Below are 23,717 nucleotides of genomic sequence, written 5' to 3' on the forward strand. Positions count from 1 at the left end.
CATGACGGTCACACGCAGATCGGTTCTGGCAGCCGCCACGGCAGCCCCGACGGCCGGAGCGCTGCTCGGCGCCCCGGGCGCCTGGGCGGCTCCGGAGGCGGGTACGTCCACACAGGTCACCGGCCGCCGCACCGTCGCCCTGCGGGACGGCTGGCGGTTCGCGCTGGTCAACCCGGGCGGGATCACCGACCCGACCGGCGCCTACGCGGCCGCCGCCGACCCCGGGTACGACGACTCGGCCTGGCGGCAGGTCGCGGCACCGCACGACTGGAGCATCGAGCAGGCCCCCACCACGGACCACGGCACCACCAGCGGCACCGGCTTCTTCCCGGGCGGCCTCGGCTGGTACCGGCTCGCCTTCACGCTGCCGCCCGGCTGCGCCGGCAAGCGGATCTCGGTCGAGTTCGACGGCGTCTACATGGACTCCTACGTCTACTGCAACGGCACCGAGGTCGGCCGTCACCCCTACGGGTACACCGGCTTCGCCTTCGATCTCACCGACCTGCTGCACACCGACGGCAGCACCCCGAACGTCCTCGCGGTCAAGGTGCAGAACCAGCTGCCCAGCAGCCGCTGGTACTCGGGCAGCGGCATCTACCGCGAGGCCCGGCTGGTGGTGACCGATCCCGTGCACGTGGCGCGGTGGGGGACGTATGTCACCACCCCGGACGTCACCGCGGAGCGGGCCGTGGTGCGGGTGCGTACGGCCGTCGTCGACGAGTCCGGCGCGGGCACGGACGTGACGGTCCTGTCCCGGATCGCCGACCCGGACGGCCGTACGGTCGCCCGGACGTCCTCCACGGTCACCGTCAGCGGCTCGGGCGCGACCACCGCGACCCATGAACTGACCGTCGGCAAGCCGAAGTCGTGGGGCATCGAGACCCCGCACCGCTACACCCTGCACACCGAACTCCGGGTCGGCGGCACCACCACCGACACCTTCCAGACGGTCTTCGGCATCCGCAGCTACCGCTTCGACCCCGACGAGGGGTTCTCCCTCAACGGCGTGCCCACCAAGATCAGGGGCGTCGACCTCCACCACGACCAGGGCGCCCTCGGCACGGCGATCAGCGCCGACGCGGTGCGCAGACAGATGACCGTCATGAAGTCGATGGGCGTCAACGCCTTCCGCACCTCGCACAACCCGCCCTCGCCGCAGATGATCGAGGTCTGCGAGGAACTGGGCATCGTGATGATGGTGGAGGCCTTCGACTGCTGGCGGACCGGCAAGACCAAGTACGACTACGGCCGGTTCTTCGACGAGTGGTGCGAGAGCGACGCCACCGAGATGGTCCTCGCCGCCCGCAACTCGCCCGCCGTCGTCCTGTGGTCGATCGGCAACGAGATCCCCGACTCCACCTCCACCGCCGGGCTCGCCATGGCCGACCGGATCATCGCCGCCATCAGGGCCGCCGACGACACCCGCCCCCTGGTCATCGGCTCCGACAAGTACCGCGGCGTCCCGAAGCAGGGCTCCGCCGCCGACCTGATGCTCGCCAAGCTCGACGGCCTCGGCCTCAACTACAACACCGCCAAGTCCGTGGACGCGCTGCACGCGGCCTACCCGCACCTCTTCCTCTTCGAGTCCGAGTCCTCCTCGGAGACTTCGACCCGCGGCACGTACCAGGAGCCGGAGCACCTCAACACGGGGGAGAACCAGACCCCCGGCCGCCGGGCGACCTCGTCCTACGACAACAACCTCGCCTCCTGGACGATGAGCGGTGAGTACGGCCACAAGAAGGACCGGGACCGGAAGTGGTTCGCGGGCCAGTTCCTGTGGTCGGGCATCGACTACATCGGCGAGCCGACGCCGTACGACGTGTTCCCGGTGAAGTCGTCCTTCTTCGGCGCGGTCGACACGGCCGGCTTCCCCAAGGACATGTACCACCTCTTCCGCAGCCAGTGGGTGAGCGAGCCGATGGTGCACCTGCTGCCGATGAGCTGGAACCACGAGGAGGGGGACACGGTCGAGGTGTGGGCGTACGCCAACGTGCCCTCTGTCGAGCTGCTGCTGAACGGGGAGTCCCTCGGGGTGCGGGAGTTCGACACCAAGACGACCACCGACGGCCGCACCTACCTGGAGACCACCGAGGCCACCGGCGACGACAAGACCTTCACCACCGGCCCCTACCCGGGCAGTTACACCAGCCCCAACGGCAGCGCGGGCAAACTGCACCTGACCTGGAAAGTGCCCTACCGGCCGGGCGAGTTGAAGGCGGTGGCCCGGCGCGACGGCAGGGTGGTCGCGACCGACGTCCTGCGCACCGCCGGCGCCCCGCACGCCGTGCGCCTCACCCCCGACCGCAGGTCCCTGTCCGCCGACGGGCGTTCACTGGTCTTCGTCACCGCCGAGATCGTCGACGCGCACGGCGTGCCGGTGCCCGACGCCGAGCACCTGATCTCCTTCGCTGTGACCGGCGGCTCGCTCGCCGGGCTCGACAACGGCCGTGAGGAGAGCGCCGAGCGCTACCAGGCGAGCACCCGGACCGCCTTCCACGGCAAGGCACTTGCCATCGTCCGCTCCGGTACGAAGCCGGGTGCCCTCAAGGTGACCGCGAGGGTGGCCGGGCTGCGCGCGGACACCGCCACCGTGCACACCACCCCCGCCGGTACCGTGGCGAGCACTCCGGCCCCCGCCTTCGGCCCGGACTGTCCGGCCCCGCCGGACCACCCCTCCGCGGACGCCGGTTACTCCGGCCGTCCGGACACCCTCCCCGCCGCCATGCTCGACGGCGACCCGGCCACCGGCTGGTCCAACGCCTTCGCCAAGTCGGCCACGGCCCTGCTGCCCGCGTTCGGCGGCGCCCGGACCGCGGACTGGGTGTCGGTCGACTTCGGACGCACCCGCACCTTCGACCGGGTGGACGTCTCCTTCACCGTGGACGCGACCCACGCCCTCCCCGCGTCGGTCGAGGTGGCCGTCTGGGACGGCACGGCGTACCGGGCGGTGCGGGACACGGCGGTGGACTGGGCCACCGCCTCGGACACCCCGACCGCCATCACCTTCACCCCGGCCCGCGGCTCCCGCGTCCGGCTCACCCTGACCAGCGCCCACCCGGGGGAGACCACGGGCGCGCTACGGATCAGCCGCCTCGACATCTAGCCACGGCGGAGCGGTCCGGACGGCGTCCTTCGCGGCGGACCGGGGCCGCTACCGCAGGGCCGGATCGCGTCACACCCCGACGTGGACGTGCGCGGCCCACCGCATGGGGTCGCCCGGATGCGCGTCCCGCCTTGCCACCGTGGCGCGGTGCAGGGCGCGGGCCGCCCGGGCGGGCGACGGCGGCTCGTCCCCGCCACCGGTGAGCGCCGTGTAGAACGCGTCGGTGAGGGAGGCCGCTTCCCGGTCGACCACGGGCCACAGGGTGCCCACCACGTTGGCGTATCCCGCCAGGAGGAACGCCGAGGTCAGGTGGAGTGTCTCGTCGACCCGGTCGGGGGGTGCGCTCGTGGTGCTGCACGCCGACAGGCAGGCGAGACCGCCGTGCAGACGAAGACCGGAAAGCGCTCCGAGGGTCAACGGGTTCGTCAGGTGATCGTGGAGGATGAGACGGCTGTCCCGGGGCCGGGTCCAGTCGCTTTCCGCGTGGCAGGCGAAATGCACCACGTCGTGATGCGGCAGCCTGGCGAGCACGGTGTCGCGAACTGCGTCCGATCCCGTCAGCACCTGCGCGTCGGGAACCAGTTCGGTCAGTCGGCGGACCTCCTCCTCCACCCAGGGAAGTCGATGTGCCCCGGGTGTCTCCGGCAGCGCGACGACAAGGGTGCGGTCACGGCCGTGCCCGGCCTTCTCGGCGAGGTGTTCGGCGTACGCCTGCCGCGCGTGGGCCAGCGCTTTGAGAGTCGGCGTGTATGACGAGACCACCCGGTCGATGACGGTCTCCGGAGCCCTCCGCTCGGCAGGGCGAGTGCCGTGGTGGCGGCCTGCCGCATGCAACGGGAAGTAGGCCATCACTCCGGTCGGGCACCACCACAGGCGCGGCGGCTCGCCGTCCGTGGCCAGCGCTCCGGCCGTTTCCAAGGCGGTGAGCACAGGGTGCGCGACTTTGTCCCACAGCCAGGCGAGCACCTCGCGCGGTACTTTCAGCGCGCGCTGGCGCTCCGCGACCGTGGTGGCCGTGCCCGGGTTCCGCAGCCGGTTCACCTCGTGCGGGATCGCCGCCGCATCGAGGTCGGGGAGCGGGATCACCAACAGTCCGGCACATGTGAGCGCGAGGGCGTCGCACCGTGTCGGGGACGCGTTGACGTAGACCACGGGGCCTTCGTCGGCGAGTGGGCGCAGCTCCTCCCAGGCGGGCGGGAGGAAGAAGCCTTGGAAGCCTGGCAGGGACCTGATCGTGCGCAGCAGTTGGTCCCACTCCCCACCCAGGTCGGCCCGCTGAGCGACGATCCGCTGCCGATGGCCGCCGTCGTGATCCTGCGTGCCCCGCGCCGACTTCGCGAGCTGCGCGAAGCGCGCGGGTGCGGCGCTGACGCTGTCGAGGGCGCGGGCCCGCGCCCGCAGCGCGTCGAGCGCATCGGCCAGCTCCGGCTGGCCGAGACGCAGCCGGCCCAGGTCGCCCCGGGCGTCGACGGTCTCCGCCATCAGGACCCCGCGGGTCTGTTCCAGCAGTTCCACGGCTCGTTCCGGTCGCCCGGCGTCGAGTGCGGCGGCAGCGGCGTCCGCGGCGAGGCCTGTGATCCGTCCGAGGTGATGTTCTCGGTCCTCGCGTTCCAGGGACCGGGGGACCAGGTCCGTCAGCAGCGTCACCGCGTACTCGTACGCGGTCAGAGCCTCGTCGGCCCTGCCGGCCGCCTGTGCCCATCGCCCCCACTGCCAGGCCGCGCGCACCCGGTCAATGGCAGGGGACGCGGGTGAACCCGCGGCGGTTCGGAGCGCGGCGAAGGCCTCTTCGAGCAGACCGGCCCGCGGGTCGCGCTGATGAAGGTGCCAGAGCACGACGCCGCGGGTCGTCTGGAGATTGGCACGAATCGGACTGTCCGCACCGGCCAGTTCGAGCCCCTCGGCGGTTGCCCGGTCCGCTTCGTCCAGGAAGGAGCTGTCGCCCGTGTCGTCGTACCGGTCGATGCCGAGCTGGGCCAGGTTGAGCAGGCCCACGGGCCGTGAAGACAGGGCGGACTGTGCCGCCGCGGTGCGCAGCAGATGCGCGGCTTCCTCGCCGTGAGCGGGCTCCGGGGTGAGCGCGTGGCTCCTCCTGAGCGCCAGGCCGAGTTGCATGAGGATCGGCGCGCGGCTCACGTCGTCGTCGGGGGTGATCTCAAGGGCCGTTCTGCTCGCGGAGACCGCGGTGGCAAGGGCATCCCTGTCGCCCGTGCGGTCATGGAAGCGCAGTGCGGCGGAACCGAGTGTCGACTGGAGCGCCCCATGCCAGTGATCCTCGGGCCGGGAGGTGTGGACGGCTCGTTCCATGATCGCCACGCTCTCCTCCAGCGGCGCCAGATCCCCCGTCACGTGGTACAGGACGGCCAGGACCTCGCTGAGATTGCTGAGGTACAAGGAGTGGTCGACGTGATCGGGGGACGTGGCCGCCACCGACTTGCGCTGGCGCTTCACCGACTCCAGCAGGAGGGTGGTGTCGCCGGTGAGGCGGTAGCCGAGTTCCGCCACCGTGGCGAGGTTGTTCCAGCCTGCTGCGTGGTCGCCGTCATGGTCCAGTGCACGGAGACCCACTGCTTCTGCCTCCTCCAGTGCGCTCCGGTCACCCGTGACCAGGTACAGACTGGTGAGGGACTGGCACAGATTGGTCCAGGGCTGAGCGATGAACACCATGTGCTCGTCGGAGACGGAGGACCGGCCGGCCGCCACGGCGTCCTGAAGCACAGCAAGGTCACCGGTCACGTGGTACTGGGTGTGCAGAACGTAGGACAGCCTGGACAGGATCCGGGCTCGATTGGAGTCGTGCCCCGGCGCCCGGGCGGCGGACTGCCGGGCCAGGTCCACGGCCTCCCGTAGCTGCCGTACGTCGTGGTTGTGCAGGTAGGTGTCGTGCAATGCCACGGCCAGGCCCGACAGCAGGGCCGCCGTGTGACGATTTCGCGGGGGGTGAGGGCCGAGCGCAACCCGATGGACCGCGACCGCCTCGGCGAGGAGGTTCACCTCGCCGGTCACGTCGTACCAGTCGTGAAGGATCGCGCCCAGTTCGAAGCCCACGATGCTGTTGGTCTCCGGTGTCCCGGGCAGCGCCGTCCGGAGCCTCTCGGCCGCTTCGCGCAGACTTCCGATGTCGTGCGACCAGCAGTACCGCGCGTGCAGAGTCTGCCCGAAACGCATCAGGCACTCGTCGTACCAAGGACCGCGGACACCTGCCCCGAGACACCGGCGCAGGTCGTCCGCGACTTCCATGACGAGGTCCGCCGCGCCGAAGCGCTCATGCCTGAACAGCACGACCCGCGCCCGCACCGCCTGGTGCTCCAGCAGATCGGGATCATCGCCGGGGGAGAGCGAGGTGGCCTCCCGGGCGGCGGCGACCGCCTCCTGGAACAACGGCCGGTCCGTGCTGAAGGGGGCGAGGACGGCGGCGGCCGCCACACCCGACCACAGCGCCGCCGGACTGGCCGGTACCTGTTGCCGTGCCAGCGAAAGGAGTTCCCGGGCGGCGGCCGTCGCCTCGGGCAGGGTGGCGGTGTCGCCGGTCTTGTCGATGGTCAGATACAGGTTGTCGCACAGGGCCCGCAACCACGCCGGCCGGGCCGGGTCCCCGGATGGCCTCACGGCCACCACCTCCCTGCACAGTCCAGTGGTGCGCCGGAGCAACTCCGGTGTCGTTCCCCTGCGTTCCGCGGAGTTCCGCAGCAGATCGTGGAGCACCAGCCGGCTCCGCAGTCCGATGTCCGAGTCCGCGTCGGTCGCCCGCACGGATCGCTCGGCCGTGGCCACGGCCTCTTCGAGCAGTTCGGCGGAGTCACCGAGGAGATACAGCTGGGCCAGGACGTCGGCCAGATCCGTGAGATCGGAGGTGCTCGCGTCCTCGGGTCCCGTGGTGGCCAGGACACGCCGCAGCAGTTCCGCCCTTTCCCGGAGCGAAGCCTCGGTGGGTTCCACGTGCCCGAGCACCACCAGCAGATTCCGCTGTCTCGCAACGCCTTTCTCGCTGTCCGGCAGGTCGCGGACCAGCGCCCGCGCGATGTCGACGGCTTCGGTCAACGCCCCTGAATCACCCGCCAGCCTGTGTCGGAGCAGGAGACAGCCGCCCAGATTGTGCAGCGTGTCGGGGCGCAGCGGATCGGCCTCCGGTCGCAGCGCGACCGCGGCCCGCAGGGCCGCGACCGCCTCGTCCAACGGCGCCAGGTCCTGTGTCGCCCGCGCCACCTCGTACAACGTCACAGCCAGCCGGTCCAGCGTGTAAGCGCGCCCTCGGCTGTCGGCGGGTCTCACCGCGGCCACAGCCGCACGGCGCCGTTCCAGCAGCTTCGCCGGACCGGCCTCCCCGGTCAGCCGGTCGAGTGCGGCGAGCTGATCGGCGGTGTGCGAGATGAACTGTGCGCGTCCTGACGCGTCGTCCGGCAGCGTCTCATAGGCGCATTCCAGTAGCTCCACTCCCGCGCGCAGCGCGTCCGGTTCGCCGGTGGCCTCGTACACGGACAGAAGCCGCTCGGCCCTCTGGCGCCACAGAGTGTGGTTCCCCGGTGGGAGACAGGCGCGCAACAGCTCGGCCCGCGGTCCGGCAGGCAAAGCGTCGGCGGCCGGTCCGCGCACGGGACGCAGCAGGGACACTGCGAGGAACCGCTCGGCGCTCGGTTTCCAGCCCCTGCGAGCGATGTGCCGGCACCAGACGTACAGGCCCACCGCGAGCCGTACCTCAAGATCGTCCTCCACCCCCTCCCCGGCGATGCGCAGCAGCTCCAGCATCTCGCGGCGCGCATCGCGTGAGAACAAGAGCCTGCGGTCGTGGCTCTCCGCCCAGCGGCGCACGCGGTCCTCCAGGGCCGCCAGCAGCTCCCGTCGCCGAGCGGCCCCGGCATCGTCACCGGCGCTCGTCTCCGTGGGTATGTCCCTCACGCCTCTCCCCCCCGTACCGAACGGCGTGATGTGAAGTGACGAGCAGAATGCTCTGGTTCGTGCTCGCGGACAAGGGCGCTCGGCGCTTGCCAGGCACGGGAAACGCGCCGTGCGCGCGCCCTTACCGAGTGGCGGGCGGCGCGTCAGGATTGAGGGCTCGCCGGTGGAAGCACGCGCACGGGGGAACCCTTGACGGACCAGCAGACAGCGCTCGGAACGAACGACGACTCCCTTGGCGACGAACACCCGGCGCCGCCGGGAGCGGCCGCGGACCACGACGGCCTCCCCGGTCGCCTGCCGGACCTCGGCGACCTCCTCGAGCCACCGGCGGAGCAGGCAGGCGATCCCGCGGCGGTGCGATGCCGTCTGGACTTCCCGTCGAACGTCACCGTCCAAGCGATCGCGGAGCTCCTCGACGTGGTTCTCGTGCGGGATCCGGATGCCGCACGCTGGTCCCTGGCCGTCGCCGGCACCATGCTCGGCACGACATCCCGCCGGCATCTCAAGACGCTGCTGGACCCGCCGACCCGCGACGGCGGCTCACTGGGCGACGCTGAACAGGCCTGGCTCCCGGGCGAGTCCAACCGGTACGAGGCGCTGCGCTTCGTCTGCGACACCGTCGGCTGCACGTATCGTGTCTGGCGCACGCACCTGGACCTCCGTGACCCACCCCGCTGCGCCGAGCCGGGCCACGGGGAGCTGCGGCTGGTGACCTGACATGGGGTCGGTGGCCCAGCCGGTCACGGCGATGCTCACGGGACGCTTTTTCGTGACCGGCTTCCTTCCGGTCTTCCTGGTCGCGGGCTATGTCTGGCTGTTGGTGTCGGCCGGTGCCGCCTCCGGGCGGCCGGACTTCTCCGTGCCATGGCACCGCATGTCGTCTCTCACCCTCGCGCAGGCCGCGGTCGGCCTCGTCGCCGTCGTTGTCGTGGCCGTGCTTCTCACCCCCTTGCAGGCGGGGACGACTCGCCTGCTGGAGGGAGACCTGCCGAGGCCACTCGCGGCGGCCGGGCGGGCTTGGCAGCGACGGCTCAGGGCACGGCGGCTCGTGGTGCTCGGGCAACTCCTCGACGGCGCCGGCGATCCGGATCACGCGGCGGTCCAGCGAGCGGGCCGGCTGGGCGACCGGCTCCGACGGCGTTACCCGGCGGAACCGACCGAGCTCCGGCCGACCGCGCTCGGCAACACGCTGGCGGCCATGGAGGACTCCGCCGGAAGCCAGTACGGCTACGACGCCGTCGTGGCCTGGCCCAGGCTCTACCCGGTACTGGACCCGGCCACTCGCGTCCTCGTGGACGACAGGAGAACCGCGCTCGACGCCTGCGCGCGTCTGTGCACGGCCTTCGCGGTCGCTGCGGTCGTCTCGGCCGGACTGCTCGCGGACGACGGCCCATGGCTCACCCTCGCCCTGGCTCCCTCGGGTCTGGCGTGGCTCAGCTATGTCTCCGCCGTCCGCTCGGCCGAGGCCTACGCGGTCGCCGTCGAGGTCGCCTTCGACCTCAATCGCTTCGCCCTCTACGACGCGCTGCGGCTGCCTCAGCCCGAGAACGCGACCGCCGAACGCGAACTGAACCGGCGGCTGTGCCGGCAGTGGCGGCAGGGCGTGCCGGCCGACGTCACCTACCGCTCGTTCGGCTCACCCTGACGACTCCCCGCCGCTGCCCCGCCTGCTCTCCGGAGGTACCTTGGTGAGCCTCTCCTGACCTGCGGGTATTTACGGTGGAGTACCCGCGCGGTACCGTGAAGGGCATGCCAGCTCTCAACGTGGAGTTCAGCGACCGCGAACTTGAGGACCTGAGGCAGATAGCCAAGGAGCGCGGTACGTCCATGAAGGCCCTTGTCCGTGACGCGGCCGCCGCCGACATCGCCCGGCACCGGGCCCTGCAGGAAGGGGCGGAGGAGTTCCGCCGTTTCTTCGCGGCCCATGCCGCCGAGTTCGCCGCCGCGTTCCCGGACGACGAGCCGCCCGCGAAGGGCGAGGCCGCCTGACTCATGCCGCCGGTCATCCACATCGACGTGCCCTGGCTGCTCCAGCGCCATGAGGAAGTCATGCCGGAGCAGCCCACCATCAACGACTTCTCCGCGCTGGTCGCCGCCGTCGCCCGGCACCGGGTCGACCCGCCCCGGCTCGGCGTGGACTCGGACCCGGCCTGGCGGGCCGCCGCGCTGCTGCACACCCTCGCCCTGCTCAAGCCGCTGCCCGCGGCCAACGCCCGGTTCGCCTGCGCGACCGCCGTGGCCTACATGTACGTCAGCGGGGCCGGCATCGACCCGCCCTACGGCGCCCTCGTCGACCTGGCCCGCGACCTGATGAGCGGCAAGGCCGACGTCTACGCGGCGGCGGACCGGCTCCGTTCCTGGCAGCTCTGACCCGCCCGGACGTGCAGGAGAGCTGCCCGGCTCCTCGGGGCCGCCGGCCGAGGGCGGGAGGAACGGGGCCGGCGGCCTGTTTCGCGCGGGAAGAGCCGCCGTTCCGCGCGGGGCCTCGTGAGGAGGGCCGGTGGTCAGTGGACCACCTGTGCGGGCGCGCCGGGAGTGTGCGCGCGGGGCCGGTGCGGGTGCGCGGTTCACACGGGGCGCGCGGAATGGTGAATGCGGCCATGAAGGGGCAATAGCCACCGCTGCCTTTCTGACTTTCTGTCAACGCTGTCGATGTTGTACAGGTGCCCTGTTGCTTGTGTGAGACTTGTGCGAGGGTGAATGCCCGCGCGGGGGGGTAATGGCCGGGTCCGAATAGCCGGTTGAGGAACACGACCGACACCGCGTCGGCGAATTCCCGCTCCCGCAGGCGCACCGAAGAGGTACGCACCACCGCACCAAAGGAATCCGCTCCGTGCCCACCCCCCTCCCGCCTCGCCCCCCCTTTCCGCCGCCGGGCGGTGGCACAGGGGAGTCCGACGAGTCCCTCGCCGCCCCGCTGCGAGCCGGATCCGACATCGAGGCCTCCCGGTCCGCCGCGTTGCTCATGGCCCGGCACTGGCGGCCCGTCCAGGAGTACGCGGTCATCTGCCTGGCCGCCTCCGGGCCCATCGCGCACATGGTCGCGGCGGCCGCCTTCCACCAGGTCCTGGACCGGGTGGCCCTCGGCGAGACGGCCGACGCGATCCGGCCGCGCCTGCTGGTCTCCGTCCGCGACACGGTCGCCAACTGGTCCGCGGAGGACCGAATAGCCGAGGTTCTTCCCGACCTCGGGAAACCGGCCGGCGGTCGCGGTATGCGTGCCACGAAGTCCCTGACGCCGGAAAACCGCACCCTCGCGGAGCGTTCATTCCTGGGCCTTCCGGCACTCGCCCAGAGCCTGCTCTGGCATGCCGAGGTGGAGGCGGAACCGATAACCGTACCCGCCGGTCTGTTGGGCATGGACACGGCAACTGCGTCGGCGGCTCTCGAAGACGCCCAGGAGAAATTCCGCGAGGGCTGTGTCCGCGCCCACCGGGATCTCGCCCCCTCCCAGGAGTGCCGCTACTACAACCGGCTCCTCGACGTGCCGATCCGCCGCGGCGGCGGACTGCTGCCGGACGTCCAGGAGCATCTGGCGCAGTGCCCGTACTGCCGGGCCGCCGCCGAGCAACTCGGCCATGTCGACGGCGGCTTGGGCGTGCTCCTCGTCGAGGCGGTGCTCGGCTGGGGAGCCCGTCGCTACCTCGACTCGCGCCCGGGACGCAAGGGCGGCGAGGAAGTTCCCCGCACCCGCGCGGCCGCCCGGCACGGCGGAGGGGGCGGGCGACGGCGTGCGTCCGCGGGGACCCGGATCCTCGCCCGCATCCCCGTGGCGGTGCGCCGCCCGCCCGGCTCCTGGTCGTCGAAGACGCTGCTGACCAGTGTCGGCGTGGCCGGTGCGGGGCTGCTCGCCTCCGTCCTCGCCGTCAGCACGCTGTCCGGCGGCGGTGACGGCAGCGACGCCGTGGCCACCGCAGGCCTGGTGCCCGGCGACACCGAGCCCGATGCCACGCCCACCTCCGGGCCCACCTCCGGCACGGCCGGGCTGCCCGCCGCCGACCACGCGACCCGGCTGCGCAACGCCGCCGCCCAGCTCTGCCTGGACATCAACGGCGAGCCGAAGGCCGGGGCGAGCGTCGTGCTCGCGGTGTGCTCCTCCGCCTCGACCCAGCAGTGGACCTACGAGAGCGACGGCGAGCTGCGCAGTACGGCCGGCAAGGACCTGTGCCTGGACTCGCACGCGGACGCCGGGGTGGTCATCCTCGGCACCTGCGCCGAGGAGGGCGCCGAGCGCGGCAAGGACGTGCGCTACGACCTCACCGTCCAGGGCGAGTTGCTGCCCCGCTGGGACGAGACCCTCGCCCTCGGCACGGGCGGTGTGGACCCCGGCTCCGACATCGTGGTCAAGGTCCGCGACCACACCAGCGGCCAGCACTGGCTGACCGACACCCCGACACCGTCGCAGAGCCGCGGCTCCCTCTCCATCGCCGGGACCGGCGGGCCCTCGGCACAGCCGGCGGAACTGGCCGGCCACTAGGCGCTCCGCTGGAATTGCCGCGATGCGACTTCGTTCGTCCGCGGCGCGCCGTCGTGGGTGGTCGCGCCCACGCGGCGGTAGCCGCACTGCAATACAGCCCCGCGCCTCTTCGGGGCGCTGCCGGGCGACAGAGGACTTCACTCGACCTGCTTGGCGGCACCGTAGGGGCGGCGCGTCGGTCGTCGCGGGCCGGGGGTCCGGACAGTCGGCCTCAGTCCTGGTCGGTGTCCGGTCCCTGGGCCCGGACGCGCTCGACGTGCTCCAGGGAATCCCGCAGTTCGGTCAGCCAGTCGTCGGTGTGCCGCTGGACCAGCCGCACGCACCAGGCCAGCGCCTCGCTGCGGCTGCGGGCCACCCCGCCGGCGATCAGCGTGTCCAGCACCTGGCGCTCGGGCTGGCGGAGCCGGGTCATCACCGGCGCGGCCACATGCGTGAACAGCGCCCGCTGCCCGGCGCACTCCACGCCCCAGGAGACCTTGTGCCCGAACCGGTGCTCCGCCTCGCGGGCCACGGCCATCCTGCTCTCCCGGGTGCGCTCCCGGAACTCCTGGATCCGGCCCTGTACGGCCGCCTCCCGCTCGGCGTCCGACGCGTCGTCCGCCAGCTTGGGGCCGGGGATGCGCCCGATGACGGTGACCTCCTCGCGGTCGGCCGTCACCTCCACCAGTTCCTCGAAGAGGTCGTCGGGCAGACGGCCGGCGAACCAGCCGCGGAGCTTGTCTCGTTGCTCTTGAGTAATCATGTAATGACGATTACTCCGTTGCAGAACAAAGGCAAGGGCTTGCCGCGAAGTCCGCCGACAGCGGAAGCGGAATGTTTCAGGACGATTAACGAGGCGGTGGGATCCGGCCATCCGGCCGCTTCGGACGATCAAGAACCGCTCTGTTGAGCGGTCGACGCGTTCGAATTCCGTGACTTCACGCCACTGATTCAATACGCAAGGTTACTGAAACCTGTGGGTTCGATGTGTGTTTCGGCGGCGGACTCGGCAGAGTGGCGCCCGCCGCCCCGGCACCCACCGGGCCGAGGGCGGCACTCGTCGAATCGAGCGGAAGGATGCACACAATGCGAACCACCGCGCGCTGGGCAGCGACCCTCGGCCTTACGGCCGCCGCCGTCTGCGGACCCCTGACGGGGGCCGCCGTCGCCGCCCCGAGCTCGCTCTACGCGCCGTCGGCCCTGGTGCTCACCACCGGCCACGGCACGGACGCGGCCACCGCCACGCCCGAGCGCGCCGTCACCCTCAACTGCGCCCCGAGCGCCTCCGGCACCCACCCGGCCGCCGCCGAGGCCTGCGCCGAACTGCGCGGCGCCGGCGGTGACCTCGACGCCCTGGCACCCAGGGCCGATGTGTGGTGCACCAAGCTCTACGACCCCGTCGTGGTCACGGTCGAGGGCGTCTGGCAGGGCAAGCGCGTCTCGTACGAGCACACCTTCGGCAACCAGTGCATGAGGGACGCCTACGGGACGAACGTCTTCGCCTTCTGAGACCCGGGATCGCACGGTCCTCGTGACTGCCGGACAGGTCCGTAACTGGGGAGTGCGGCCCCTGGAGCGGGGAACCTGCGATCTCGCCCCGGGGGTCGGACGGGTGGTGTGGGGCTGCCCGTCCGACCCCCGGCATCACCGCCGCTCCTCGGCGTTCCCGTCCCGGGGAATGCCGGGGAGCGGCGGAAAACGTCCCATCAGCCCCGCCGCCCGTAACAGCCGCGGAATCCGGGGCCCTTCGCACACCAGCCGCAGCCGCCCGCCCCGCTCCCTGGCCCGCGCCTCGGCCCGGCACAGCACCCGCAGCCCCGAACAGTCGAGAAAGTCCAGCCGCCGCAGATCGACGAGCACATCGGGCTCGGGTCCGGCGGTCGCCGCGAGCAGATGCTCGGCGAGCAGCTCCTCGGTGGCGATGTCCACCTCGCCGTGGACCTCGACGACGAGATACACCCCGCTACGGCGGCTGCGCGCACAGGAGTTGGCGGTGGGCAACCCGGGGTCGACGGCTTCCGGCGTCATCTCAGCGCTCCACCTCGCCGGGGCGGGTACGGGCCCGGTTGTTACCCGCCGGCAGCCCCTGCCATCCCTGACGAGGGCGGCGCAAGATCAGGTTCACTCGGCGGCGTGAATTTCGGCAAATGAGCTTGACTCTGCGCCCCTTTAGGGGCGCGGGCCGGTGTTGATGTGCGGCTCCGCCGCGTGGGCGCGACCGGCCACAACGCACCCGCGGACGACAACGGCGAGGGGCCACCGCCTCCCTGCTGACGGCGACCCCTCGGTCCCTGCGGCTCTGCGGAATGTCACATGTGGACAACCGGCGCCGCGTCCGCGTCCTGCTGCGGCACCCCCTTGCGGAACAGCAGGAAGGCGATCACCGCACCGGCCGCGAACATCCCGGCCGACCACCAGAACGCGGTGGTGTAGCTCTCGATCGTCGCCTGCGCCTGCACCAGCTTGCTGGTGACGTCCTTCCCGGCCAGGTAGTCCGTCGCCGCGCTCGCCGCGAGCGTGTTGAGCAGCGCCGTACCGATCGAACCGCCCACCTGCTGCATGGCGTTGACCGTCGCCGAGGCGACACCCGCCTCATCGGCCGTCACGCCGCCCGTGGCCAGCTGCATGGACGCCGGCATGACCAGGCCGAGGCCGAGGCCGGTGATGATCAGCTGCGGGAGCACCGCGCTGACGTAGCTGGAGCCGACGCCGATCCCGGTCAGCCAGGCCATGCCGACCGCGGAGACCGCGAAGCCCAGCGGGACGACCGCCTTCGGGCCGATCCGCGGCACCAGGACCTGGGTGCCGACCTGTGCCGTCACCATCAGGGCGCCGATCATCGGCAGGAACGCCACACCGGTCTTCGTCGGGCTGAAGCCGAGGTTCAGCTGCAGGTAGTAGGTGAGGAAGAGGAAGACGCCGAACATGCCGCCCGCGGAGATCAGCACGGCGAGGAACGAGGCCGCCCGGTTGCGGTCCAGCAGGATGCCCAGCGGCAGCAGCGGGAACTTGGCCTTGGTCTGCCACCAGGCGAAGGCCGCAAGGAGCACGACGCCGGCGAACAGGAAGCCCCAGGTCAGCGGCGAACCCCAGTCGTGCGACTCGGCGTTGGAGAAGCCGTAGACCAGCGAGAACAGACCGGCCGCGACCAGGACCGTGCCCGGCACGTCCAGCTTGGAGTTGCCGGCGTCGCGGTGGTTGTGCAGCAGCGCCATGCCGCCCGCGAAGGCGACGACGGCGATCGCGACGTTCACGTACAGGGTCGAGCGCCAGTCGAACGTGTCGGTGAGGACACCGCCGAGCAGCAGGCCCACCGCACCGCCGGCGCCGGCGATGGCGCCGTAGACGCTGAACGCCCGGGCCCGCTCACGGGCGTCGGTGAACGTGGTGTTGAGCAGTGAGAGCGCGGTCGGGGCGAGCAGCGCGCCGAAGGCACCCTGCAGGGCGCGTGCGGTGACCAGCATCCCGAAGCCGTTCGCGGCGCCGCCCAGCGCCGACACGGCGGCGAAGCCGACGACTCCTATGAGGAAGGCGGTCTTGCGGCCGAACAGGTCGGCGATGCGGCCGCCGAGCAGCAGCAGGGAGGCGAAGCTGAGGGCGTACGCGGTGACGATCCACTGCCGGTTGCCGTCGGAGAACCCGAGGTCGGCCTGGGCGGAGGGGAGGGCGATGTTCACGATCGTGGCGTCGAGCACCACCATCAGCTGGGCGACGGCGATGACCGCGAGGATCCACCACCGCTTCGGGGAGGCGGCCGGTGGTGCCTCCACGGCACCGACGCGGACGTCGTCGGTCAGGGTCTTCTCAGACATGGGGGAACCACTCCAGGGAAGTGTTCGGGATTTACCAGGACGCTGCTGCGAACGACGGCGCCTACGGAGCCGCGAACGAAACGGTTTCGTACACATCGAGCTTAGACCACTCCCAGCGAAACGGCAACGTTTCGCTGGGAGTGGTGCCGTGTGCGTGAAGGGCGAGCCGGAAGGTGTATTCCTTGACAGGAATATAACCAGACCGGCATATTGAATCCATGGCCACCGACAGCCTCTGGACCGCCCTGGCCGACCCCCACCGCCGCGCCATAGTCGGCCTCCTCCTCACCCGCCCCCGGCCCGTCGGCGAGATCGTGGACGCCTGCGGTCTGAGCCAGCCGAGCACCTCCAAGCACCTCAAGGTGCTGCGCGAGGCCGGCCTGGTCCGGGTACGGCAGGACGCGCAGCGGCGGGTCTACGCCCTCGACCCGGCCCCCATCGCCGAACTCGACGCCTGGCTGGCCCCCTACCGAAGGCTGTGGAACCGCAGCCTGGACGCGCTGGGCCGCCGCCTCGACGAGACGGCGGACGCCCCGGACGCCCCGGAAGACCCCTCCTCGAAGGACTGATCACCATGGCCGCCGAACTCACCGGCACCTACGTCACCCTCGACGACGGCCGCCCCGCGGTCCGCTTCAGCCGTGTCTACGGCCACCCCGTCGACCGCGTCTGGCACTTCGTCACCGACCCCGACGAACTCGCCGAGTGGTTCCCCTCCCGCGCCGAGATCGACCTGCGCCCCGGCGGCGGCATCAGGTTCACCGGTGACCCGAACATGCCCGAGTCGTACGGCACGGTGCTCGCCGTCGACCCGCCCCGGAACCTGACCTTCGACTGGGGCGGCGACGAGATCCGGTTCGACCTCGCGCCGGACGGCGAGGACCGCACCCGCTTCACCCTCACCCATGTACTGAGCGAGGAGAACACCGCCGCCCGCAACAGCGCCGGCTGGGAGGTCTGCCTCGCCGCCCTCGACGCCAAGGCCCACGGCGGGCGTCTCCAGGGTCCGTACGCCGGCGTCACCCCGCCCTGGAAGGAGTACTACCAGGGCTACCTCGACGCCGGCCTGCCGTCCGGCGCCCCCATTCCCGGCGCCTGACCCGTCAGGCCAGCTGGCGCCGCACCAGCTCGTGCAGCCGCCCGCCGGTGTCGGCGAGCAACTGGGCCGGCGGGCCCTGCTGGGCGACCTTGCCGTCCTCCATCACGATGACCCGGTCGGCGTCCAGGACCGTCGACAGCCGGTGGGCGATGACGATCCGGGTGGCGTTCAGCTTGCGGGTGCTCTCGATGACCGTGCGCTGGGTGTCGTTGTCGAGCGCGCTCGTCGCCTCGTCGAAGAACAGGATGCGCGGGCGGCGGATCAGGGCCTGCGCGATCATCAGCCGCTGCCGCTGGCCGCCCGAGATCGCGCCGCTCCCGGCGACGATCGTGTGCAGCCCCATCGGCATCCGCTTGATGTCCTCCGCGAGCCCCGCCATCTCGGCCGCCGCCATCGCCTCCTCGGGGGTGTACGGCTCGGTGCCGCAGATGACGTCCAGGATCGAGCCGGTGAACGGCTGCGCGTGCTGGAGCACCACCCCGCACTGGCGGCGGACCGCCGACTGGTCGAGGGCGCCCAGGTCCTGCCCGTCGTACAGCACGCTTCCCGAGACCGGCCTGTCGAAGCCGATCAGCAGCCGCAGCAGCGTCGACTTGCCGCAGCCGCTCGGGCCGACGACCGCCACGAACTCGCCCGGGCGGATGTCGAAGGAGACGTCGTCCAGGACCAGCGGACCGTCGTCGGTGTACCGGAAGGAGAGGCGGCGGGCCTCGACGGCGCCGGACAGCGGGCCGGGGCGGGTGCTGGCGGTGCGCACCTCGGGGGCGGCCTCCAGGACCGGCTTGATCTCCTCGAAGAGGGGGAGCGCGGCCACCGCCGACACGAAGGAACCGGTCAGCTGGGTGACCGAGGTGAGCAGCATCGTCACCGACGTGTTGAAGGTGAGGAAGGCCGCCGCGCCCATGGCCCCCCGCGCCGGGCCCGCCAGCAGCATGAACATCAGCAGGGTGCAGACCGGGAGGTAGACCGAGCCCAGCACGCTGGTGAGGTTCTTGATCCGGCCCACCTTCTGCTGGAGCTCCCGGCTGCGCGCGAACTCGCCCGCCCAGGCCGCGTACGCGTAGTTCTCGGCCGCCGCCACCCGCAGCTTCGGCAGGCCCCGCAGGGTCTGGAAGGCCTGGTTGTTCAGCTTGTTGCTGAGCACCACGAGCTTGCGCTGCCAGCGCACCTGCCACAGCCCGAGCCCCAGGAACAGACCGGCGATGACGACCAGCATGCCCAGGGCCGCCAGTGCCATCGGCACGCTGTACCAGAACAGCAGACCCAGGTTCATCGCCCCGACGGTCACCGACTGGGCGACCACCGGGCCGACCCCCGCCAGCAGCCGGCGGATCGCGCTGACGCCCATCGCCGCGCTGGCCAGCTCACCGGTCGAGCGCTGGGTGAAGAACTTCGTCGGCAGCCTCAGCAGCCGGTCCCAGACGGCCGGTTGCAGGGTCGCCTCGATCCGGCCTTCCAGGCGCAGGATCGTCAGGTTCTCCAGGAGCGTGAACGCGGCCGACACCACGGCGCTGATCATCACCGCCAGGCAGACCTGCACGATCAGGTCCGTCTGGGCCTTCGGCACGTAGTCGCCCAGAACCTTGCCGGTCGCGATCGGCACGAGGGCGCCGATCGCCACGGTCACCAGGCCGGCCAGCAGCAGACCGCCGAGGTCGCCGCGGGTGCCGCGCATGCTGAACCGGAGCAGGCCGAGCGGGCTGAGCGCCTTGTCGGGCAGCGGCCGGTAGAACATCACCGCGCGCGGCTCGAACTCCGCCGCGTTCGCCTTCTCGATCGGCGTCTCGCGGCCGGTCGCCGGATGGACCGCCACATAGCCGCCGCGCCGCCACAGCAGTGCGACGGGGGCCCCGGACAGGGCGCGGTGCCCGACCAGCGGGCCGACGTTGTCGTGCCACCAGCGGCCGTCCAGGCGTACCGCCCGGGTCCGTACCCGGGAGGCGAGGGCCACCCGTTCGACCGGGTCGATGCGGTCGCTCTCGGTGCCGCTCTGCGCGGGCTCCGCGAGGGTGATGCCCGCGGCCTCGGCGACCAGTCTGCAGGCCGCGTAGGAGGCGTCGGCGTCGGCGGCCGTGGTGCGCTTGGCCGCCTTGCCGATCGAGGCGAGGAGCGTGCGGTCGGCCTGGGCCCGGACCGCCTCACCGGCTTTGATACCGGCCGCCGTGCGGGTCTCGTGGGTGCGCTCCAGCTGCTCGATCCACCGGTCGAGGGTGGTCAGCAGCCGGTACTGCTGGTCGACCACGCTCTGCCACAGCGCCGGGTCCATCAGCAGGTCGGCGGCCGCCTCCGCGCCGTACAGCGAGCCGTACTGCACGCTGCCCGGCGGCACCTGCATCCAGAAGACGTCGTCGTCGGTGGGGGCCGCGGCGCGCTCGCCGGCGGTCATCGGGGCCTGGAAGAGGACGGCCAGGCCGCGGCCGACGCCGAGGGCGAGGGCGTACTCCAGGGGGCTGGTGGCCGGCGGCACGTACTGGGGGTTGCCGTACTCGTCGTAGGACCAGGTCTGGGTGTTGGAGGGCTGGTAGAGCTCGCGCAGGCCGATGCGGTGCACGACGCAGTCCCGCAACGGACGGGCCACCAGGGTGTGCTGCGGTCCCGTGACCGGGCCAAGCAGCAGCGCGCCGGCCTCCAGACGGCCCAGGTGGTGCCAGTGGCCCTGCTGTTCGGCGTCCACCGCGAACAGGTCCAGGGCGCCGGACGCCACCAGCCACAGCGTCTGCGGGCCTTCGAGGTCCAGGCGGGTGAAGCCGGCGCAGTCGATCCGGCTGCCCAGTGAGCCGAGCGCGCCGAGTACGAGGTCGCCTTCGTCCACAGTCGTCATCTCATCGCTCCCTGACCAGCGCGGCGTACGCCCCGCCGTGTGCCACCAGCTCGTCGTGCCGCCCGCGCTCCACGACCGTGCCGTGCTGGAGCACCACGATCTCGTCGCTGTCGCGCACCGTGCTCAGCCGGTGCGCGATGACGACACAGGCGCAGCCGCGGCGGCGCAGGTTGTCCATGACGGTCAGTTCGGTCTCGGCGTCCAGGGCGCTGGTCACCTCGTCGAGCACGAGGATGCTGGGCCTGCGCACCAGCGCCCGGGCGATCTCCAGGCGTTGCCGCTGGCCGCCGGAGAAGTTGCGGCCGTCCTGCTCGACCCTGCTGTGGATGCCGCCGGGCCGGCGCGTCACCACGTCGTACAGGGCCGCGTCGCGCAGCGCCTCCACCACCGCCTCGTCCGGGATCGACGGGTCCCACAGCGCCACGTTGTCCCGGACCGAGCCCTCGAAGAGGAAGACGTCCTGGTCGACGAAGGAGACGGAGGCGGCGAGGGCGCCGCGCGGGATGTCCTCCAGACGCTGTCCGTCGATGCGGATCACGCCCTCCCAGGGGGAGTAGAGACCCGAGATCAGCCGGGAGACCGTGGACTTGCCGCTGCCCGAACCGCCCACCAGGGCGACCTGCCGGCCGGGGCCGACGGTCAGGTCGAAGCCGGTGAGCAGGGGCTTGTCCAGGGGGCTGTAGCCGAAGGAGATGTTCTCCAGCTCGACATGGCCCTGCAGCCGCCGGGTGGAGTCGCCGGCGCCGGGGCGGGCGTACACCGGGTCCGCCTGGAAGTTCTCCACGTCCTTGAGGCGGGCCACGTCGGCCGCGAAGTCCTGGATGCGGCCCGCGACGCCGTTGAGCCGGGTCAGCGGGGCGGTGAAGCGGGTGACCAGGGACTGGAAGGCGACCAGGAGACCGACCGAGATGCCGCCCTCGACCGCCCGCATGCCGCCGATCCACAGGATCAGCGCGCTGTTGACGGTGGCCAGCGTCGGGGCCACCACGCCCAGCCAGGCGCTCGGCACCCCGAGCCGCTGCTGCTCCTCCAGCGTGCTCGCGTGCTGCCCGGCCCATTTGCGGAAGTAGCCGTCCTCGCCGCCGGTCGCCTTCATCGTCTCGATCAGCTGGAGACCGGTGTAGGAGGTGTTGGTGAGCCGGGCGGTGTCCGCGCGCAGCTTCGCGGTCCGGGTGGCGCGCAGCCGTACGACGAGCCGCATCGCCACGATGTTCAGCAGGGCCACGCCGATGCCGAGGAAGGTGAGCTGTGCGTCGTAGGTGTAGAGGAGCACCGCGTACAGGACGACGACCACCGCGTCCACGCCGGCCGCCGCCAGGTCGCGGGCCAGGGTCTCGGCGACCTGGTCGTTGGACTGCAGGCGCTGCACCAGGTCGGCCGGGCTGCGCTGGGAGAAGAAGGTCACCGGCAGCCGCAGCAGGTGACGCAGGAAGCGGGCGCTGCTCAGGGTGGAGGAGACGATCCGGCCGTGCAGCAGGTTCGCCTGCTGCAGCCAGGTCAGCACCAGGGTGAGCAGGACGCAGGTGCCCATCGCGGCGAACAGCACGGTGAGCAGCGAGGTCTGGCCGCCGATGAGGAACAGGTCGATGTACTGGCGGCTGAGCGCGGGCACTGCCGCACCCACGACCACCAGGAGCAGGCTGGCCAGGACGGCGGCGGGCATGGTGCCGGCGGTGCCGCGCAGCCGGGCCGGCATCGCGCCGAGGACGCCGGGACGCCGGCCGCCCTTCGCGAAGCCGTCGCCCGGTTCGAGGGTCAGCACGACACCGGTGAAGCTGCCGTCGAACTCCTCCATGGGCACGAACCGGCGGCCCTTGGCGGGGTCGTTGATGTAGACGCCCCGGCGGCCGAGACGGCGGCCCATGCCGTCGTAGACGACGTAGTGGTTGAACTCCCAGAACAGGATCGCCGGTCCCTGCACGTCGGCGAGGGCGGCCAGGTCCATCTGCATGCCCTTGGCGGTGAGGCCGTAACTGCGCGCCGCCTTCAGCAGGTTGCTGGCGCGCGAGCCGTCGCGGGAGACGCCGCAGGCGATGCGCAGCTCCTCCAGCGGGACATGGCGGCCGTAGTGGCCGAGGACCATGGACAGGGAGGCGGCGCCGCACTCGACGGCCTCCATCTGGAGCACGGTGGGCGTGCGGACGGTCCGGCCGCGGCCCTTGGGGACCGGCCGCTTGGGCGGGGCGGCGCGTCGGCGGCCGCGGGTCTCCTGGGCGGTGGTCACGGGAGCAGCCAATCGACGGGACGCTGGTCGGCCAGCCGGATCGAACCCGAGGCCAGGGTCATGGAGTCGAGCCGGAACGGCGGCCCGTCCGCCGAGGACCACTTGTACCCGCTCTTCGTCTTCTTCGACGTGTCCAGCCGGACCAGTACGGCCACCGGGCGGCCCTTCTTCGTGAACTGCTCGCCGAGCTGGCTGTCCCCGAGGAACGCCGAGATCGACTGGGCCGACTGGGCGGCGCGGTCCACCGACTTCACATGGCCGCGCAGCACGCCGTACTCCTGCGTCGACACCGACGACACGGTCAGGTCGACCGGGGCGTTCGCCGGTATGGAGGAGGCGTTCTCGGCGGGGACGTAGACCGTCGCGTACAGCGGGTCCGAGGCGTGAGCGATCTTCTCCACGGCGGCGACATCGGCGCCGGTCTGGATGATCTGCCCGATGGTGGCGGCGAGCGCGCTGATCCGGCCCGCGGCGACCGTGCGCACGACCGAGTCGCCCTGGCCGGTACGGACCTTCAGGACGGGGGAGTTCGCCGGCAGCCGTTCGCCCTGCTCGGCGAGGACCGCCGTGACCTGCCCGGCGACCGGGCTCTGCAGGATGTAACTGCCCTGTCCGTGGGTGAGGATGGCCTGCGCGCTCACCGTGGAGGCGACCGAACCGGTCACCGCCCACACCGAGGCGGCCGCCATCACGACGACCGAGACGGACAGCGCGAGCCAGCCCTGCGGACGGGCGAACCGCACGGGGAGATCGAGCTCCTCCGGCGACTGGAGCTTGGCGAGGGCCTGTTGGCGGAACTGCACGGAACTTCCCTCACCTGTGGGAGAGACGCTGGTGAACTGGGGTGCTGCAAAACGCCCGAGAGTCCCGGGGCCGGGATCCGGCTCCGGGACTCAGCGGTGACGAGGTGCGATCAGAGACCGGCAACCAGGTTCAGAGCCGGCTGGGTGTTGAGGCCGGTGACGCCCTCGACGGTGCCGACGACCGTGTTGACCACGTCGTTGACCGGGAGAACGCCGTTGACCGTGCCGGTCACGGTGTTCAGGGCGTTCAGGGAGAGGCCGCCGGAGACGCTGTCCAGCTCGGCGTCCGAGATCTCGACGGTCTCAACCTGGGGGGTGGAGTTCATGGTGGAACTTCCCTTCATATGGATATTCACAAGGGGGAGCGGCTCCCCAACGGCCCTGGCGGGGACGGAGTGGTGCGGCCGCGACCGCGGGCGCCGGACGCCCGTTTCCAGGAGCCCTTCGCGGCTCCCGCGGTGCGATGGATCAAAGCACGCCCACGGTCCGCGCTTCCAATCAAC

The 23,717-nt window shown here is 71.6% G+C and carries 17 protein-coding genes; 9 read left to right on the forward strand and 8 right to left on the reverse strand.

Annotation, left to right across the window (positions count from 1 at the left end; all coding sequences use genetic code 11):
- The first annotated feature begins 1 nt into the window (after position 1).
- Positions 2-3,103: a glycoside hydrolase family 2 TIM barrel-domain containing protein gene (locus tag ACWGKQ_RS03285; protein ID WP_453290147.1), complete on the forward strand. Its 3,102-nt coding sequence runs from the start codon at positions 2-4 to the stop codon at positions 3,101-3,103.
- Positions 3,104-3,172: 69 nt separating this feature from the next.
- On the opposite strand, the gene ACWGKQ_RS03290 is transcribed toward ACWGKQ_RS03285, so the two are convergent.
- Complete coding sequence (locus ACWGKQ_RS03290) at positions 3,173-7,999, reverse strand: CHAT domain-containing protein (protein WP_453290148.1); 4,827 nt, start codon at positions 7,997-7,999, stop codon at positions 3,173-3,175.
- Between the two features lie 189 nt (positions 8,000-8,188).
- Here ACWGKQ_RS03290 and ACWGKQ_RS03295 point away from each other — a divergent pair, with 189 nt between their 5' ends.
- From ACWGKQ_RS03295 to ACWGKQ_RS03315, 5 genes are all read left to right on the forward strand, one after another.
- Positions 8,189-8,716, forward strand: a complete 528-nt coding sequence (locus ACWGKQ_RS03295) for a hypothetical protein (RefSeq protein WP_453290149.1) — start codon at positions 8,189-8,191, stop codon at positions 8,714-8,716.
- A gap of 52 nt (positions 8,717-8,768) precedes the next feature.
- A complete protein-coding gene (locus tag ACWGKQ_RS03300) occupies positions 8,769-9,644 on the forward strand; it encodes a hypothetical protein (protein ID WP_453290150.1) in 876 nt (291 codons plus the stop codon).
- Between the two features lie 104 nt (positions 9,645-9,748).
- The gene (locus tag ACWGKQ_RS03305) at positions 9,749-9,988 is read left to right on the forward strand and encodes a hypothetical protein (protein ID WP_089103774.1); all 240 of its coding nucleotides are present in this window, start codon (positions 9,749-9,751) and stop codon (positions 9,986-9,988) included.
- Positions 9,989-9,991: 3 nt separating this feature from the next.
- Positions 9,992-10,369 carry a toxin Doc gene (locus tag ACWGKQ_RS03310; RefSeq protein ID WP_453290151.1) on the forward strand — a complete coding sequence of 126 codons (378 nt, stop codon included), beginning with the start codon at positions 9,992-9,994 and terminating at the stop codon, positions 10,367-10,369.
- A 463-nt stretch (positions 10,370-10,832) separates the two neighbouring features.
- Positions 10,833-12,476 carry an RICIN domain-containing protein gene (locus tag ACWGKQ_RS03315; RefSeq protein ID WP_453290152.1) on the forward strand — a complete coding sequence of 548 codons (1,644 nt, stop codon included), beginning with the start codon at positions 10,833-10,835 and terminating at the stop codon, positions 12,474-12,476.
- Between the two features lie 211 nt (positions 12,477-12,687).
- On the opposite strand, the gene ACWGKQ_RS03320 is transcribed toward ACWGKQ_RS03315, so the two are convergent.
- Positions 12,688-13,218: a hypothetical protein gene (locus ACWGKQ_RS03320; protein ID WP_453290153.1), complete on the reverse strand. Its 531-nt coding sequence runs from the start codon at positions 13,216-13,218 to the stop codon at positions 12,688-12,690.
- A 323-nt stretch (positions 13,219-13,541) separates the two neighbouring features.
- On the opposite strand from ACWGKQ_RS03320, the gene ACWGKQ_RS03325 reads away from it, so the two are divergent.
- Positions 13,542-13,964: a subtilase-type protease inhibitor gene (locus tag ACWGKQ_RS03325; RefSeq protein WP_453290154.1), complete on the forward strand. Its 423-nt coding sequence runs from the start codon at positions 13,542-13,544 to the stop codon at positions 13,962-13,964.
- A gap of 135 nt (positions 13,965-14,099) precedes the next feature.
- Here ACWGKQ_RS03325 and ACWGKQ_RS03330 read toward each other — a convergent pair whose 3' ends face one another.
- Both ACWGKQ_RS03330 and ACWGKQ_RS03335 read right to left on the reverse strand, forming a co-directional pair.
- Positions 14,100-14,483, reverse strand: a complete 384-nt coding sequence (locus ACWGKQ_RS03330) for an STAS domain-containing protein (RefSeq protein WP_453290155.1) — start codon at positions 14,481-14,483, stop codon at positions 14,100-14,102.
- 281 nt (positions 14,484-14,764) lie between these two features.
- Positions 14,765-16,267, reverse strand: coding sequence for an MFS transporter (locus tag ACWGKQ_RS03335; protein WP_453290156.1), 1,503 nt, complete (start codon positions 16,265-16,267; stop codon positions 14,765-14,767).
- 218 nt (positions 16,268-16,485) lie between these two features.
- Here ACWGKQ_RS03335 and ACWGKQ_RS03340 point away from each other — a divergent pair, with 218 nt between their 5' ends.
- On the forward strand, positions 16,486-16,836 hold the full coding sequence (locus ACWGKQ_RS03340; RefSeq protein WP_453290157.1) for an ArsR/SmtB family transcription factor: 351 nt from the start codon (positions 16,486-16,488) through the stop codon (positions 16,834-16,836).
- 5 nt (positions 16,837-16,841) lie between these two features.
- Positions 16,842-17,366: an SRPBCC family protein gene (locus ACWGKQ_RS03345; protein WP_453290158.1), complete on the forward strand. Its 525-nt coding sequence runs from the start codon at positions 16,842-16,844 to the stop codon at positions 17,364-17,366.
- 4 nt (positions 17,367-17,370) lie between these two features.
- Here the strand turns inward: ACWGKQ_RS03345 and ACWGKQ_RS03350 are convergent, their stop codons facing one another.
- The 4 genes from ACWGKQ_RS03350 to ACWGKQ_RS03365 form a co-directional block, all read right to left on the reverse strand.
- Positions 17,371-20,187, reverse strand: coding sequence for an NHLP bacteriocin export ABC transporter permease/ATPase subunit (locus tag ACWGKQ_RS03350; RefSeq protein WP_453290159.1), 2,817 nt, complete (start codon positions 20,185-20,187; stop codon positions 17,371-17,373).
- A gap of 1 nt (position 20,188) precedes the next feature.
- The gene (locus tag ACWGKQ_RS03355) at positions 20,189-22,411 is read right to left on the reverse strand and encodes an NHLP family bacteriocin export ABC transporter peptidase/permease/ATPase subunit (RefSeq protein ID WP_453290160.1); all 2,223 of its coding nucleotides are present in this window, start codon (positions 22,409-22,411) and stop codon (positions 20,189-20,191) included.
- The gene (locus tag ACWGKQ_RS03360) at positions 22,408-23,214 is read right to left on the reverse strand and encodes an HlyD family efflux transporter periplasmic adaptor subunit (protein WP_453290161.1); all 807 of its coding nucleotides are present in this window, start codon (positions 23,212-23,214) and stop codon (positions 22,408-22,410) included. Before ACWGKQ_RS03360 ends, ACWGKQ_RS03355 begins: the two co-directional genes overlap by 4 nt.
- A gap of 110 nt (positions 23,215-23,324) precedes the next feature.
- Positions 23,325-23,540, reverse strand: coding sequence for a type A2 lantipeptide (locus ACWGKQ_RS03365; RefSeq protein WP_453290162.1), 216 nt, complete (start codon positions 23,538-23,540; stop codon positions 23,325-23,327).
- Between the last annotated feature and the right edge of the window lie 177 nt (positions 23,541-23,717).

This window comes from Streptomyces sp. NPDC054770 (genome assembly GCF_053611985.1).